A 15,735-nucleotide genomic window follows, 5' to 3' on the forward strand; every position below is an offset into this window, starting at 1 on the left:
GTATGAGTCAAAAAGATTTATTGCTAGAGATAGGTTTAGAGGAAATGCCTGCCCGCTTTGTAACAAGCAGCATGAACAGCTTAAAAGAGAAGGTGGAAGCATGGCTGAATGAAAAGCAATTGCAATATTCCACTGTTGAAGCATTTTCTACGCCAAGACGTCTTGCTGTTCTTGTAAGTGAGCTTGACGAAGCACAAAAAGATATCGAGGAAGAAGCAAAAGGACCAGCTAAGAAGATTGCCCTTGATGAAAAAGGGGAATGGTCAAAAGCGGCGATAGGCTTTACAAGAGGGCAAAATGCTTCTGTTGAGGATATCTATTTCAAAGAAATCAACGGTGTTGAATATGTCCATGTGAAGAAATTTATAAAAGGGCAAGCAACTGTTGATTTGCTGCCTGCATTAAAGGACATTATCTTAAGCTTGTCATTCCCTAAAAATATGCGTTGGGCAAATAATGATCTTCGCTATATTCGTCCGATTAAGTGGATTGCTGCATTATTTGGCAACGAAGTAATTCCGTTCTCCATCACTGGTGTGGAGGCAGACCGCAAATCAACTGGTCATCGCTTCCTTGGTGAAGAAATCAGCTTTGCAGCTCCGAAAGAATATAAAGAAGCACTGCTTGGCCAATTTGTCATCGTAAACCCAGAAGAGAGAAAAGCGGCTATCTTTTCACAAATTAAAAAAATTGAAGAAGAAAATGATTGGGTTATTCCTATTGATGCAGATCTGCTGGAGGAAGTAAATAATCTAGTAGAATATCCGACTGCTTTGTACGGAAAGTTTGAAGAATCATTCCTAGAGCTTCCGACTGAAGTATTAATTACAAGCATGAAGGAGCATCAGCGCTATTTCCCGGTTAAGTCAAAAGATGATAAGCTGCTGCCTTTCTTTATTACTGTCCGCAATGGAGATCATAATCATTTGGACAAAGTGGCAAAAGGGAATGAAAAAGTGCTGAGAGCGCGTCTTGCCGATGCTGCCTTCTTCTATAAGGAAGATCAGAAGCAGGATATTGAAAAGCTGTTAACGAAGCTTCAATCAATTGTTTATCATGAAGAAATCGGCACACTTTCAGAGAAGGTGGCAAGAGTTCAAGGCCTAACAAACAAAATTGCTGAAAAGCTGTCCTTTTCTGCTGAAGAAAAGACAAATGCGGATCGTGCTGCGCAGATTTCAAAATTTGACCTTGTAACAAATATGGTCTATGAGTTCCCTGAGCTTCAAGGACTAATGGGAGAAAAATATGCAAGTCAAAAAGGAGAAGCTCCTGCTGTGGCTAAGGCAATTAATGAGCATTATATGCCTCGTCACGCAGACGATAATACAGCTTCAAGCAATGAAGGAGCAGCACTAGCGATTGCTGAAAAACTTGATACTATTGTTTCCTTCTTTGCAATTGGTATGATTCCAACTGGATCACAAGATCCGTATGCATTGCGAAGACAGGCTACAGGAGTCGTGCAAACTTTAATGGATAAAGATTGGAATTTGACAGTGGAAGAGCTTGTCGAATTGGCAATGAATAATGTTAAGGATATTGCAAAAACGCCAGAGCAAGAGCTGCAAAAGAATATCATGGACTTCTTTAAGGCGCGCATTAAGCATATCCTTCAGGAAGAAGGCATCCGCTATGATTTAATTGATGCTGTTCTTTTTGATCAATTAGGAAGCCCTGCAAGCCTGCTGAGAAAAGCTAATGTGTTAGACAGTCATAAAAACGATGCTGGCTTTAAAAACGGAATAGAAGCATTAGCGCGTGTTATAAATATATCTAAAAAAGCGGAAAGTAAAGGACAGGTAAATCCATCTCTGTTCGAAAATGAAGAGGAACGCAATCTTTACAGTGCTGTGCAATCAGTAAAAGAAAAACTGACAGACAATACAGATGAGGAAGCATATTTCCAACTTCTAACTTCTCTTGAAGGAACGATTGCATTGTACTTCGACAATACGATGGTAATGACAGATAATCCAGCTTTGAAAGAAAACAGATTAAACCAAATGTCAGAGCTTGCTGATATGATTACAAGATTTGCATATGTTTCGGAAATTTTGGTTAAATAAGCAAAAATAAAGCAGCTGTGGTGGAGGTTTCTCCACCTGCTTTATTTTTAATTTGCTTTCTAAAGCTTTATTTCTAAGGTGGTGAATGAACGATAAAACTGAATAGACGCCAACAGCAAATTGTGGAAATTGTGAAAGAGAATGGACCTATAACTGGAGAGCAAATTGCAGAATCCTTACATTTGACAAGAGCCACATTACGCCCTGATCTCGCTATTCTAACGATGGCAGGTTTTCTTGATGCAAGGCCTCGCGTCGGTTATTTTTATACTGGCAAGACGTCAGAGCAGACAGAAAACATTAATAATCTGCTAGTTAAGGATTATTATTCCAGTCCTGTTGTAGCAAGTGATACAACATCTGTTTATGATGCAATCGTTACAATGTTTACGATGGATGTAGGCACTATTTTTATCGTCGATGCAAACGAAATGCTTGCTGGTGTGGTTTCGAGGAAGGACATGCTTCGGGCAAGCATCGGAAAACAGGAATTGTCGTCATTGCCTGTTACCATCATCATGACGAGAATGCCAAATATCACTTACTGTTATTTGGATGATAAGCTTGTGGATGTTGGTAAAAAACTGATAGAACGGGAAATAGATTCATTGCCAGTTGTGAAGGAAGAGCTTGATGGCCTAAAGGTAATTGGCAGAGTAACGAAAACAAATATAACAAAAGCACTTGTAGACTTATCCAATGAACAAATTTAAGAGGAGGGTGAATCATGACGGAAAGGCAAATCATTTATGTAGTTTCTGATTCTGTCGGAGAGACAGCAGAGCTTGTGACGAAAGCAGCAATCAGCCAGTTTTCCGGCCATAATGTGAATGTTTCCATTAAGAGGTTTCCATTTGTCGAAGACAAGTCCAATATACGCGATGTAATTCGCCAGGCGCGCCAAGAGCACGGCATGATTGCTTATACGCTTGTAAAGCCAGAAATGCGCAAATATATGCAAGAGCTGGCAGTTGAAGAAGGTGTATACGCTGCTGACATTATCGGGCCTATTATCGATCAGTTTCAGATGCTCTGGGGCAAAACTCCGTTGTTTGAGCCAGGTCTTGTCAGAAAGCTTGATGAAGACTACTTTAAAAAAGTAGAAGCGATTGAATTTGCAGTCAAATATGATGATGGCAGAGATCCGCGAGGCTTGGAAAAAGCAGATATTATTTTGCTTGGTGTATCAAGAACCTCCAAGACGCCTTTGTCCCAATTTTTAGCCCATAAGCGGGTGAAAGTAGCCAATGTGCCAATAGTGCCTGAAGTGGATCCTCCGAAGGAATTATTTGAAGTGCCAGCACATAAATGCTTTGGTCTAAAAATCAGCCCGAAAAAACTGAATAATATCCGCAAGGAAAGGCTGATCTCTTTAGGTCTAAGTGACAGTGCAAGCTATGCGCAAATTGAGCGGATCGAACAGGAACTAGAATACTTTGAAAGCATTGTGGACCAAATTAAATGTCCGGTAATCGATGTGACGAACAAAGCAGTCGAAGAAACGGCCAATATTATTTTCAACTTATATTATCGTGCCAAAAACACGCAGTTTTGATATTCTAAAACAAAGCAAAGAAGGATCCTGTTGGCGTTTATTGGCAGGATCATTTATTTTACGGAAAATTTTTATTTGAGCAGGAGAAATTGTTGTTGTTTTTTTCGGAAAACTTATGGTATTTACCTAATTTATGTACTATAATAGAAAATTGTGATAAAAAAGTATTGTAAATAGGTTTAGACTTGGCTCATAACGAATAAACTATTTACTGTGAGAAGTCAAGAGGAAGAAAAAAATAATTTTCGACAACATCTCTTTCAACGAAAAAGTATTCGTGAAAGAAGGAATATGTGGAGTGATGTAGAATTATTAGTACAATGGATAATTGCATCATATATGTTGACGCTGATTCTTGTCCTGTGAAAGAAGAAATTGTCGAAATGGCTACAAGCAAATCTATAGAGGTAATTTTTATCGCTTCCTATGCTCACATGAAACTGCATCAAGACGGAACAAACTGGAAATATGTTGACAGTAGCAAGGAAGCAGTAGATATGTTTATTATGAATGCCGTGAAGGCAAATGATGTTGTGGTAACACAGGATATCGGACTGGCGGCAACCTTGCTGCCAAAAGCTGTGCAAGTCTTAACCCCAAGAGGGATTATCCTCGAGGAAAAGGATATTGCCACAGCGCTGGATATGCGTTATCTTTCTGCAAAGGCAAGAAGAAGAGGTATATACGGTAAAGGACCAAGGCCATTCGAAGAAAAGGATCGGCAAAAGTTTAAAAAAAGTTTGGCAATCGTTTTGTCGAAAGTTGCAGGAGAATGAGCTGATTGTGTCGAATGTCTTATTTATAGGAAAGTTAGTAGTAGGGAGATGTGTTAAAAATGGTTGAGCGCATTCCTGATGAAAAGGTAAACGAGGTCAAACAGGCAATTGACATAGTTGACGTCATTGGGGAGCATGTAGCTTTAACAAAGCAAGGACGCAATTATTTAGGGTTGTGTCCATTTCATGGCGAAAAAACCCCGTCATTTTCCGTATCACCCGAAAAGCAGATATTTCATTGCTTCGGCTGTCATGCGGGTGGAAATGTCTTTACTTTCCTGATGGATATACACGGTTATTCCTTCCAGGAAGCCGCATTCCATTTGGCGGAAAGAGCTAATGTCGACTTAGGTGTGGAATTGCAAGAGTCAGGTGATAAGCCTGCCATTTCCAAAGATTTGCAGCAAATGATGGATGCGCATGATTTACTAGCTAAATTTTACCATCATTTGCTTCTAAACACAACGGATGGTGAGCATGCTTTACAGTATTTGCTTAACAGAGGCTTCACTAAAGAAGTAATTGAGAAATTCCAAATAGGCTATGCGCCGAATCAATGGGATTTCGCAGTGAAGTATTTAAAGAAATATGATGTTTCTTTACTGGTAAAAGCAGGTTTGATCATTAAAAGTGAAAAAGGGGATAGATATTTTGACCGTTTCCGCGATCGAATCATGTTTCCCATCTTTGACCGTAATGGCAATACTATTGCATTTTCCGGGCGTACATTAGGGGATTCAACTCCTAAATACTTAAACAGTCCGGAAACACCAATTTTTAATAAAAGCAGCACCCTTTATAATTTTCATTTGGCAAGGCCTGGCATGCGGAAAACACAGCATGCTGTCCTGTTCGAAGGATTTGCCGATGTCATTGCTGCAAGCCGTGCAGGTGTGGAAAACAGTGTCGGGACAATGGGAACATCCCTTACAGAAGAGCATATCGCTATTTTGAAGCGGAACTCCCGGACGATAACGATCTGTTATGATTCAGACTCTGCAGGGATTGAAGCGGCTTATCGGGCAGGAAAAATGCTTGTTGCCGCCAAATGTACTGTTAAGGTCATCATGCTTCCAGATGGTCTGGATCCGGATGATTATCTTAACAAATACGGGGAAGAAAAACTGCAGCATGAAATCATGCAGGCGAGTGTTCCTTTCATGAGCTTTAAGCTCGTGTATCACCGCAGAGGAAAAAATCTGCAAAATGAAGGAGATAAGCTCGCCTATATAGAACAAGTATTGGGAGAAATTGCTCAGCTTGAAAATGCAGTTGAAAAAGATCTCTATTTAAGACAGCTGTCTTCTGAGTTTGCGATTTCTCTTGAAGCATTAAAAATGCAGGAGGAAGAGCTGGCCGGCAGGCGTATAATAAATAAGCCAAATAAAAGCATTAATGCACCAGTTAAGCAATATAGTGTTAAAAAAAGATCTAACAATTTGCTGCCGGCATATCATACTGCCGAAAGAAGGCTGATAGCACATATGCTCAAAAATGAAGATGTCGCGTTAAAGGTGCGGGAAGCATTGCAGGACCGGACGTTTAATATTGATGAACATCAGGCAATCTTCACATACTTGCTGGCTTTTTATGAAACAGGACAAAGCTCAGATTCGAGCGCCTTTCTAAACTTTATTCGTGACGGTGAGCTGCAGCGGATTGTAGCTGACATTGACATGATGGAAGTCAATGAAGAAGTAAATGACCAAGAGCTTGCCGATTATTTAAAACAGCTGTTGAATTATGAAAAAATGCTTGAGATTAATGAAAAAAAAGCATTGCAAAAAGAAGCAGAGCGACAAAATGATTTTCTAAAGGCAGCAGAAATAGGAATGGAAGTCATGTTGTTAGTAAAATCATTAAAATAAATTTGATTGTCTTGATTTTTTGGAAGGAGGGGGACATATGGCTGAAAAGTCAGCCCGTTCAAAAGAGGTTGAAACGGAATTGACCCTTGATCAGGTAAAGGAACAATTAACAGAAGTTGGAAAGAAAACTGGGGTGCTTGCATATGATGATATTGCAGAAAAACTAGCCAGTTTTGAATTAGACTCCCATCAAATGGATGAGTTCTATGAGGTATTAGGAGATCAAGGTATAGAGCTTGTAGGAGATGGCGAGGATGAGCCACCGAATGTTCAAGAGCTTGCAAAAGGCGAGGAAGAGTTCGATCTTAATGATTTAAGTGTGCCTCCTGGCGTTAAAATAAATGACCCTGTACGTATGTACTTAAAGGAAATTGGTCGTGTGGACCTGCTTTCCGCTAAAGAAGAGATTGTATTGGCAAAGCGCATTATGGAAGGCGACGAAGAGGCAAAACGCCGTCTTGCTGAAGCGAACTTAAGACTTGTAGTCTCCATTGCAAAACGTTATGTTGGCCGTGGAATGATGTTCCTTGATTTAATTCAGGAAGGAAATATGGGTCTTATTAAAGCGGTTGAGAAATTCGACTATGAAAAAGGATTTAAATTCAGTACGTATGCGACATGGTGGATTCGCCAGGCTATTACGAGAGCAATTGCGGACCAAGCCCGCACAATCCGTATTCCTGTTCATATGGTTGAAACAATCAATAAATTGATTCGCGTTCAGCGTCAGTTACTGCAGGATTTAGGCCGCGAACCGACTCCTGAAGAAATTGGAGAAGACATGGATCTGACTCCGGATAAAGTAAGAGAAATCTTAAAGATTGCGCAAGAGCCTGTTTCCTTGGAAACGCCGATTGGGGAAGAAGATGATTCCCATTTAGGTGATTTCATTGAAGATCAGGATGCAACATCTCCTTCTGAACATGCAGCTTATGAGCTTCTAAAAGAGCAGCTTGAAGATGTTCTGGATACTTTGACAGACCGTGAAGAAAATGTTTTAAGACTTCGTTTCGGTTTAGATGACGGACGTACAAGAACACTTGAAGAAGTCGGCAAAGTATTTGGTGTAACGCGTGAGCGTATTCGCCAAATCGAAGCAAAAGCACTAAGAAAGCTTAGACATCCGAGCCGCAGCAAAAGACTAAAAGATTTCTTAGAATAAAGCATGAACTGATATATCAAAGTTATCATTGCCAAGAAATAGTTTACTTCTTACAATAGAAGTGGCTGTTTCTTTTTTTTTAACCGTAAATACATGAAGGATGTGCTGCCCATAAAGGATAATAGGAAAACAGTGATTATCCAAGAAATACTTTATTGGAAAAAAAATAAAATGCTTCCGGAGCATTATTGCGATTATTTGCTTACCCTTTACACAGAAGGCAATAGAATGAAGGAAGAAGAATTGCCAAAGCAAAAGCATATTATCTCCAGTGCAATCTTTTTATTGTTTATTCCGATAACAGTAGGTTTCTTATATTTTACTGAATTGTCTTTCATTTTGCAAATGGCTATTTCACTAATTTTTCTGATAATAACTGCAGCGGGCATTTTCTATTATCAAGTAAAAGGGCTGGGAAATGATATCCCTGTTACAGTAGCAGCGTTTATCGTTCTGTTGTTTAGCGTTAAAGCTGTTCTTCATTTTTTTCCAGAAAAAATAATATTCTTATATATTATTTTAACGATAAATTGTTTACTCTGGTTTATAGGAGGAAGAAAGTTTAAGCTAGTTTATTTTACGATTTCTTCCTATATTGGCTTCCTCTTGCTTGCAGTTCTCGTTTTTATGTCATTCCGCGCTTAATGGGAAAAATTACTATGTTCTATATAGGGACAAGCCTGCTGAAAAATCAGTTGTCTTGTGGCATTCCGTTAGCAAATATGTTACAAATAGGTAATAGAATAATCAACTTAGTATAAGAAATAGCAATGAAATGTGGTGTTTAGAATGAATACAGACAGATTATCTAATCGTCTTGAAACAGTAGCAAAATACATACCAGCAGGAGCATCATTCGCAGATATTGGTTCAGATCATGCCTATTTGCCCTGCTATATGCTGAAAAAGCAGAAAGCGTCATTTGCAATTGCAGGAGAAGTGGTGGATGGACCATTTCAATCTGCCCGCAGACAGGTCCAGCAAGAGGGACTTACAGATGTTATATCTGTAAGAAAAGGGAATGGACTAGAGGTAGTAGGAGTAGGTGAAGTCGATTGTATTACGATTGCCGGAATGGGCGGAGCTTTAATCGCTGCTATTCTTGATGATGGCAAACAAAAGCTACAAACTGTCAAAAGACTTGTTCTGCAGCCGAACGTAAGCGCCTATTCTATCAGGCTTTGGCTTATAGAGAATGGCTGGAAGCTCGTGAGCGAAGAGATAATAGAAGAAGATGATAAGATTTATGAAGTGCTCGTTGCTGAACAAGGAGTAGGAAAGGAGCCTTATACAGAGCAAATAGATGCAGAGCTTTTGCTTGGACCTTTTTTAAGCAGAGAAAAAAACCAAGCCTTCCAAAAGAAATGGACGTTAGAAAGACAAAATTGGCAGAGAATAATTGAGCGTATGCAAACAGCAACAGAAACACAAGAGACGGTTGCTAAACTACAAGAGCTTAATTGGAAAATCGCACTTGTACAGGAGGTGCTCGGAAATGAAAACAATTAATGGATTTGAATTAATATCATTGTTCGAACAGTTTTCGCCAAAGGCTTATGCAATGGAAGGGGATAAAATCGGTCTTCAAGTCGGAGATTTGAGCAGACCAGTACATAATGTAATGATTGCCCTTGATGTAACCGAAAAAGTAGTAGATGAAGCAATCTCTTTGAAAACAGATTTAATTATTGCTCACCATCCTCCGATTTTCCGTCCCTTATCGAAAATAACGGCAGATAACCCTGCAGGCAGGCTGATGCAAAAGCTGATTAAGCATGATATTTCTGTATATGCTGCCCATACTAATTTAGATGTAGCTAAAGGCGGTGTTAATGATTTGTTGAGCGATGCATTAGGCTTAACAGATTGTGAAGTACTAGTTCCTACATATGAGGATAAGCTTAAAAAACTGGCTGTTTATGTTCCGGCTGACTACGCTGAGCAAGTGAAGGCAGCATTAGGGAATGCAGGTGCAGGTGCTATCGGCAATTACAGTCATTGCAGCTTTACTGCACAAGGAAAAGGTGAATTTAAACCAGGTCAGGATACAAATCCATTTAAGGGAGAGCCTGGCAAACTGGAGACCGTGGACGAGATGAAAATAGAAACTATCTATCCTCATTCCATTGAAAAAACAGTCATCAAGGCGCTCCAAAAAGCACATCCATACGAAGAACCGGCATTTGATATCTTTGATGTCCAGCAGCAAGGTGAGCAGCTTGGTCTTGGAAGAGTCGGTAAAATAGAAGAAATGACACTTGCAGAATTTGCTGAACACGTTAAAAAGCGCCTCGACGTACAAGGGGTAAGAGTGGTCGGTGATATGAAAGCAAAAGTAAAAAAAGTGGCTGTATTGGGCGGAGACGGCAATAAATATTATTCCCATGCCATCAGAAAAGGCGCGGATGTCTATGTAACTGGCGATATGTATTATCATGTTGCGATTGACGCCAGTGAGCTTGGCTTGAATATAATCGACCCAGGCCATAATGTCGAAAAGGTGATGAAAAAAGGAGTTGCTTATAAGCTCGTTTCTCTTTGTGAGGAATCAGGCTATAAGGTAAATATTTTCCCATCCAGTCTTCATACAGACCCATTTCAGTTTGTATAAGGAAAAAGCGGTAAAGAACCTAAGTTCTTTACCGCTTTTGTTTATTGTTTTGTCTTCACCTTCGGAAGAATCTTGTTTAATGGGACTTTCTTTTCTCTTTCCCATGTTTCTTCCTTTTCTGAATCATATTGCTCAAGGAAGTTAATCACTTCTTTAGTTATCGGTGTCGGGGTTGAAGCGCCAGCTGTCACTGCAACAGATTTAGCATTTTTAATCCATTCTAGTTTCAGTTCAGACACGTCAGCAATACGGTAAGCAGGTGTACCGGCAATTTCCTCAGAAACCTGTGCAAGACGATTTGAGTTATTGCTCATTGGGTCTCCTACCACAATCAAGACATCTGCTTCGCCAGCCTGCTGGGCTACAGCTTCTTGTCTAACTTGTGTGGCTAAGCAAATTTCCTTATGGAATTCAGCATGAGGAAATTTCGAATTGATGCTCTCCATCAAATCTGCAACATCCCATTGGCTCATCGTTGTCTGGTTTGTGACAAGAATCTTTTCTTGCTTAATATCGAGGTTCTCGATATCCTGAACTGTTTCAACTAATGATACGGCATGCGGAGCAACGCCAACAGCACCCTCTGGCTCTGGATGCCCTTTTTTACCAATGTAGATAATATAATAACCTTCTTTTTCTTTCTCACGAATTAAGTCATGTGTTTTTGTAACATCAGGACATGTTGCATCAAGAGTCACAAGGCCTTTTCTTTTCGCTATTTCCCTAATTTCAGGAGAAACGCCATGGGCGGTGAAAATAACAGTACCTGTATCAACTTGTTCAATAATATCCTTGCGATTTTTACCATCTAATGTAATAATGCCATCCTCTTCAAAAGCGTCCGTCACATGTTTATTGTGCACAATCATACCAAGGATGTAAATCGGGCGTGGCAATGTTTTATCTAAAGCCGCATTACGGGCGATTACCATAGCATCAACTACGCCATAGCAATAACCTCTAGGGGCAATTTTTATCACTTTCATTTGTAATCCTCCCACTAGGAACCTCTTTATCCGTCCAAAATACATCAACGTACGGATAAGTATTAGGACTCAGAGTATATCTTAACATATATTATTATATAAAACTTCTTAAAAGAAGACAAAAATATTGAGATAGTGATGGAGGATGGCAAAAATAAAAGACCCATTTTCTACTTGTTTGGGCTGTAAATTTAGATCAGCTGAAAAATAGAAATTTGGGTCTAACTTATTTATATATACATTCTAGGAACAGAAACTCCACTGTCCTGCGGCCCTCTAGCCGGTGTTTCTTCTACTCCCGGAACAGCAGTTGGCTCCGCTGTTTCATTGGAAGTTCCAGTAGCTTCTTGTGTCGTCTTTGTATTCTTCACCTTATTCGTATCAGCAGACTTGTCTGTGCTGGAATCGCTGCTGCTTGTTAAGCCCCTGTAAAGCTTCCACATTGCCGGGATATTTCGCACCATTGGTCCATACTGGCTGATCATCGGACCAACCTGGCTTGCTGTTTGCAGGAATTTTTGCGAATTGGCAAGTAATCCGTTGATGGAAGCAGGATTCGTTAATGTCTTCAATATCCCTCCGCCAGTCGCGGCATTTCTTGAACTTGAGCTGCCTAGCATTGCAGCACCTCTTTGCACATTTGTATCTCCGCCTTTTCCCCCTCCAAGCAATTTAGAAAGAATGCCTCCACCATTACTGGTTTGAGCGCCGCCTCTGCCCATCATCTGTCTTTGATATGGAGCAGGGCCTTGCATCATTCTTCCCCCCATGCCTCTTGGCTGCGGCATACGCGGTCTTGGTGGCATGCTGCTGCCTCCTTTCTATAATAACCTGTATTCCTTATTAGCGTATGCTGTATAGTTGTCACTTGTTTAGGGTTTAAGCGGATAGTGCATAAAATCTGAGTGAATTGTCTTAATTAAAAAATAGAAAATATGGGAAAAATAAAAGGTGAAGCAAGTATATTTAGGAAAAAGGAATCAAAGTTTCGGGAGTAATCAACAGGTTTCGCGTTAATTACCTGAGAATTAGTGGTCTTTTCAGCAGATTTTGATTATAATAATATGATGGACTAGTGAAGCCGCGGCAAGTTTTTTATTGTCTGAATATAAAGGAGTTTTAAAAATGAGTCAAAATACATTCAACCGTTATAATTTAAAGCCGTTCATTTTGAAAGCAGTCGATGAACTGGGCTTTTATGAACCAACAGAAATACAGCAAAAAGTTATCCCATTGATGTTAAAAGGGGAAAGTGCTATTGGACAGTCACAAACGGGAACAGGGAAAACCCATTCTTATGTACTGCCAATTATGGAAAGAATTAATCCTGAGAGTAACACGGTACAAGCTGTAATAACTGCACCGACAAGAGAGCTTGCAACGCAGATTCATAATGAAATTGTTAAAGTGGCAAAGCATTCACCAGAAGCGATCTCAAGCCGCCTGTTCATTGGCGGGACGGATAAACAGCGTGCAATTGAAAAGCTTAAAAGCCAGCCGCATATTGTTGTCGGCACACCAGGAAGAATTAATGACCTTGTAAAGGAGCAGGCTCTGCATGTCCATACAGCTAATATGCTGATTGTCGATGAAGCAGATCTTATGCTTGATATGGGCTTCATTGAAGATGTGGACCAAATTGCTGCAAGAATGCCAAAAGATTTAAGTATCTTTGTATTCTCCGCAACAATACCGGAAAAACTGAAGCCGTTCTTAAAGAAATATTTAGAAAATCCTAAATATGTACATGTGGAGCCAAAGCAGCTGACTGCTGCTAAGATTGAACATGTGCTTCTACCTTCCAGACACAGAGATAAAATTACGACAGTATATGAAGCATTGACAGCTTTCAACCCATTTTTGGCAATCGTGTTCACAAACACAAAGCAAATGTGTGATGAAGTAGCTGCAGGGCTTTCGGAAAAAGGGCTGAAGGTTGCTAGAATTCATGGCGGGCTTACACCTCGTGAAAGAAAGAAAGTGATGAAGCAAGTCCTTGATTTGGAGTTTCAATATATTATTGCAACAGACTTAGCTGCACGAGGAATTGATATTAAAGGGATCAGTCATGTCATCAATTTTGAATTGCCAGCAGATCTTGATTTCTATGTTCACCGTGTCGGCAGAACAGCAAGAGCCGGTTCTTCAGGAATTGCATTGACTATTTACGAGCAATCGGATGAGGATAAGCTAAACCAGCTTGAAAAGCTTGGCATCGAGTTTAAAAATATGGACTTGAAAAACGGTGAGTGGGTCGAAATTGAAGACAGAAACCGCCGAAAAAAACGTCAACGTACTGCAGATGAAATTGATGTGAAAGCAAAATCTCTTGTGAAAAAGCCGAAGAAAGTGAAACCTGGCTACAAAAAGAAGATGCAGCGAGAAGTAGAAGGCATTAAAAAACGGGAAAGACGTTTGAAAAGCAGAAATAAATAAGTAAAAGCTGAGAGGAGAGAGGATGAATGGTGAAATTAGGTTCCCATGTATCCATGAGCGGAAAAAAAATGCTTCTAGCAGCAAGTGAAGAAGCAGTATCTTATGGAGCAAATACCTTCATGATATATACAGGTGCTCCTCAAAATACAAGACGCAAAAAAATTGAAGATTTAAATATAGAAGCAGGAATGAGACATATGCAGGAAAACGGGATAGCAGATATCGTTGTCCACGCTCCTTACATCATTAATATTGCCAACACTACAAATCCGGCAACATTTGAACTAGGTGTTAATTTCCTACGAACAGAAATTGAACGGACAGAAGCGCTTGGTGCTAAACAAATTGTTTTGCATCCAGGCGCACATGTTGGTGCTGGTACAGATATAGGCATAAAAAAAATTATCGAAGGCTTAAACGAAGTGCTGACAGGCAAAGAAAATCTGCAAATTGCACTGGAAACAATGGCTGGTAAAGGTTCCGAATGCGGTAAAACCTTCGAGGAGCTAGCAATGATTATGGATGGTGTCACCTATAATGACAAGCTGTCTGTATGCTTCGATACATGTCATACTCATGATGCCGGCTATAATATTGTCGAGGACTTTGACGGAGTGCTTGATGAGTTTGACCGTATTGTCGGGATAGACAAGCTGAAAGTACTTCATATCAATGACAGTAAAAATGCAGTAGGGATGAGAAAAGACCGTCATGAGAATATTGGCTATGGTCATATCGGCTTTGACGCATTAAGCAAAATTGTTCATCATCCTCAGCTTATTGATATTCCGAAAATCTTGGAAACACCTTATGTCGGGGAAGATAAGACTAACAAAAAAGCTCCATATAAACATGAAATTGATATGCTGAAAACTCAGCAATTTAATGAAAGCTTACTTGACGATATTTTAAAAGGTTAAAGTAAATTAGGCCATTTCACATCATGTGAAGTGGTCTTTTATTTGCTTAAAATAGATTAGTTACTTGTGATGAAGGCTGTAGCAAGGCCGATAAGAAAAAATAATAGAGAGCCAACATTTAAACAATTTATGCTTAAGCTGCCAAGTTTTCTTGTTAATTTATAATTGTTTTTAAAACCAAGATAACTTTTTGCAGTAGTCATCTCACTGTAATTAGTAAATAAGCCTCCTGTGCTAGAGAAAAAGACAAAAATTAAGGTAAGACTCAAACCTACATAAAACATGGCATCTAAATAAAAAATATTCAATTTTTGTGCAACTAAATAAGAAATGCCAAATTCCATTAATATAACAACCATTGTAGCAATCACAAATTTCCCATATTTCATTGAATGCCCTCCTTTGGTAAATTCTTATAAATTTATTATAATACAAAATTTATTGATTTTTCAAAAAAATAGAAGCAAAGACTGCCGTCGAACGGCAGTTTTTGCTTCTATGTTAATTTTGACGATAAACATACGGATCATTAGGCTCGGTAACCTTTGTCCATTTTGTTACTTTGAGAACTGGAATGGTTTTTTTGAAAGGCTGGTAATAAATATTATCAAGAGTTCCTGTTATTTGCAGCCAATCATCATTGCTTGCCTTCAAATCATCAGGCAGGTCCAGAAGAATTCCGTAAACACCTGAATCAGCAATACAATGGATAATTCCGAATCTCAGCAGGAAGGCTTGGTTGGCTGCCAGCTCTTTATCTTTATAAGCAAAACCTGTCAGTGTTATTTCTTCCCCGATAAATTGACCTGGGTAATTGTAGATAGTTTCCAGATCGTTGAGGAAAGTATCTCCCTCCAGCTTAATGGAGTCTACTTTACTTAATTTCTTCAGACCCTTATCCATCATTTCAGAATAGCCTTCTTTTCCGTAATAGCTGCTTGTATCTGGTTGTAGAAACTGATGCTGGCTGTATTCATCTCCTTCCGCATAGACGGGAAAGGAGAGCCCTTTCTTTTCTACTATATTCGAATCAAGTGTGGCAACAGGCAGGAATAGTCCTGTCAATACAGGCGCAATCATAATGAGAAAAGCAATGGCTCTTTTCCACCAACGGTTTTCCTCTGCTGCATGATTATGTCCGCAATGATCACAATCATGCTCATGTTCATGATCGTGTTTATCTCCTTTTATATAAAAATAGATGGAGATAAGCGTAAACAAAATAAAGATATATATGGCAGACTCAGATATATAGGAATACTTCATGTTAATATATTTAGAAATATCGCCAGATGCATGCAGATGGAAAAAAAGGTATGTGAACCCGATTAGAACAAATATCCGAAACATAT

15 protein-coding genes are annotated in these 15,735 nt (G+C 39.4%); 11 read left to right on the forward strand and 4 right to left on the reverse strand.

Annotated features, from left to right (window positions below):
• The first annotated feature begins 2 nt into the window (after positions 1-2).
• The 9 genes from glyS to M3600_RS06220 all read left to right on the forward strand — a co-directional run bounded on the left by glyS (position 3) and on the right by M3600_RS06220 (position 10,041).
• The gene (gene glyS / locus M3600_RS06180; RefSeq protein ID WP_251644941.1) at positions 3-2,069 is read left to right on the forward strand and encodes a glycine--tRNA ligase subunit beta; all 2,067 of its coding nucleotides are present in this window, start codon (positions 3-5) and stop codon (positions 2,067-2,069) included.
• A 92-nt stretch (positions 2,070-2,161) separates the two neighbouring features.
• Positions 2,162-2,782, forward strand: coding sequence for a transcriptional regulator CcpN (ccpN, locus tag M3600_RS06185; protein ID WP_233314704.1), 621 nt, complete (start codon positions 2,162-2,164; stop codon positions 2,780-2,782).
• A 14-nt stretch (positions 2,783-2,796) separates the two neighbouring features.
• Positions 2,797-3,624 (forward strand): pyruvate, water dikinase regulatory protein, encoded by an 828-nt coding sequence (locus M3600_RS06190; protein ID WP_233313124.1) that lies wholly within the window; start codon positions 2,797-2,799, stop codon positions 3,622-3,624.
• A 320-nt stretch (positions 3,625-3,944) separates the two neighbouring features.
• The gene (locus M3600_RS06195; RefSeq protein WP_233313125.1) at positions 3,945-4,400 is read left to right on the forward strand and encodes a YaiI/YqxD family protein; all 456 of its coding nucleotides are present in this window, start codon (positions 3,945-3,947) and stop codon (positions 4,398-4,400) included.
• A gap of 59 nt (positions 4,401-4,459) precedes the next feature.
• Positions 4,460-6,268 carry a DNA primase gene (dnaG, locus tag M3600_RS06200; RefSeq protein ID WP_251644950.1) on the forward strand — a complete coding sequence of 603 codons (1,809 nt, stop codon included), beginning with the start codon at positions 4,460-4,462 and terminating at the stop codon, positions 6,266-6,268.
• A 37-nt stretch (positions 6,269-6,305) separates the two neighbouring features.
• A complete protein-coding gene (gene rpoD / locus M3600_RS06205) occupies positions 6,306-7,430 on the forward strand; it encodes an RNA polymerase sigma factor RpoD (protein ID WP_127737424.1) in 1,125 nt (374 codons plus the stop codon).
• A gap of 228 nt (positions 7,431-7,658) precedes the next feature.
• On the forward strand, positions 7,659-8,075 hold the full coding sequence (locus M3600_RS06210; RefSeq protein ID WP_251644953.1) for an LTA synthase family protein: 417 nt from the start codon (positions 7,659-7,661) through the stop codon (positions 8,073-8,075).
• A 144-nt stretch (positions 8,076-8,219) separates the two neighbouring features.
• Positions 8,220-8,939: a tRNA (adenine(22)-N(1))-methyltransferase gene (locus M3600_RS06215; RefSeq protein ID WP_233313128.1), complete on the forward strand. Its 720-nt coding sequence runs from the start codon at positions 8,220-8,222 to the stop codon at positions 8,937-8,939.
• Positions 8,926-10,041, forward strand: coding sequence for a Nif3-like dinuclear metal center hexameric protein (locus M3600_RS06220; RefSeq protein ID WP_251644959.1), 1,116 nt, complete (start codon positions 8,926-8,928; stop codon positions 10,039-10,041). The genes M3600_RS06215 and M3600_RS06220 overlap by 14 nt, the downstream gene beginning before the upstream one ends.
• Before the next feature lie 41 nt (positions 10,042-10,082).
• On the opposite strand, the gene M3600_RS06225 is transcribed toward M3600_RS06220, so the two are convergent.
• Both M3600_RS06225 and M3600_RS06230 read right to left on the reverse strand, forming a co-directional pair.
• Complete coding sequence (locus M3600_RS06225; RefSeq protein WP_233313130.1) at positions 10,083-11,027, reverse strand: 4-hydroxy-3-methylbut-2-enyl diphosphate reductase; 945 nt, start codon at positions 11,025-11,027, stop codon at positions 10,083-10,085.
• A 230-nt stretch (positions 11,028-11,257) separates the two neighbouring features.
• Positions 11,258-11,833: a YqfQ family protein gene (locus tag M3600_RS06230; RefSeq protein ID WP_233313131.1), complete on the reverse strand. Its 576-nt coding sequence runs from the start codon at positions 11,831-11,833 to the stop codon at positions 11,258-11,260.
• Positions 11,834-12,152: 319 nt separating this feature from the next.
• On the opposite strand from M3600_RS06230, the gene M3600_RS06235 reads away from it, so the two are divergent.
• Both M3600_RS06235 and M3600_RS06240 read left to right on the forward strand, forming a co-directional pair.
• Positions 12,153-13,463: a DEAD/DEAH box helicase gene (locus tag M3600_RS06235; RefSeq protein WP_233313132.1), complete on the forward strand. Its 1,311-nt coding sequence runs from the start codon at positions 12,153-12,155 to the stop codon at positions 13,461-13,463.
• A 26-nt stretch (positions 13,464-13,489) separates the two neighbouring features.
• Positions 13,490-14,383: a deoxyribonuclease IV gene (locus tag M3600_RS06240; protein WP_233313133.1), complete on the forward strand. Its 894-nt coding sequence runs from the start codon at positions 13,490-13,492 to the stop codon at positions 14,381-14,383.
• Positions 14,384-14,439: 56 nt separating this feature from the next.
• Here M3600_RS06240 and M3600_RS06245 read toward each other — a convergent pair whose 3' ends face one another.
• The gene (locus tag M3600_RS06245) at positions 14,440-14,772 is read right to left on the reverse strand and encodes a hypothetical protein (protein WP_251644961.1); all 333 of its coding nucleotides are present in this window, start codon (positions 14,770-14,772) and stop codon (positions 14,440-14,442) included.
• Between the two features lie 112 nt (positions 14,773-14,884).
• Entirely contained in the window at positions 14,885-15,733 is an 849-nt protein-coding gene (locus tag M3600_RS06250) for a TIGR03943 family putative permease subunit (protein ID WP_233313135.1), read from the reverse strand.
• Between the last annotated feature and the right edge of the window lie 2 nt (positions 15,734-15,735).

It is taken from the genome of Niallia sp. MER 6, assembly GCF_023714395.1.
In the GTDB taxonomy this organism is placed as follows: domain Bacteria; phylum Bacillota; class Bacilli; order Bacillales; family Cytobacillaceae; genus Niallia.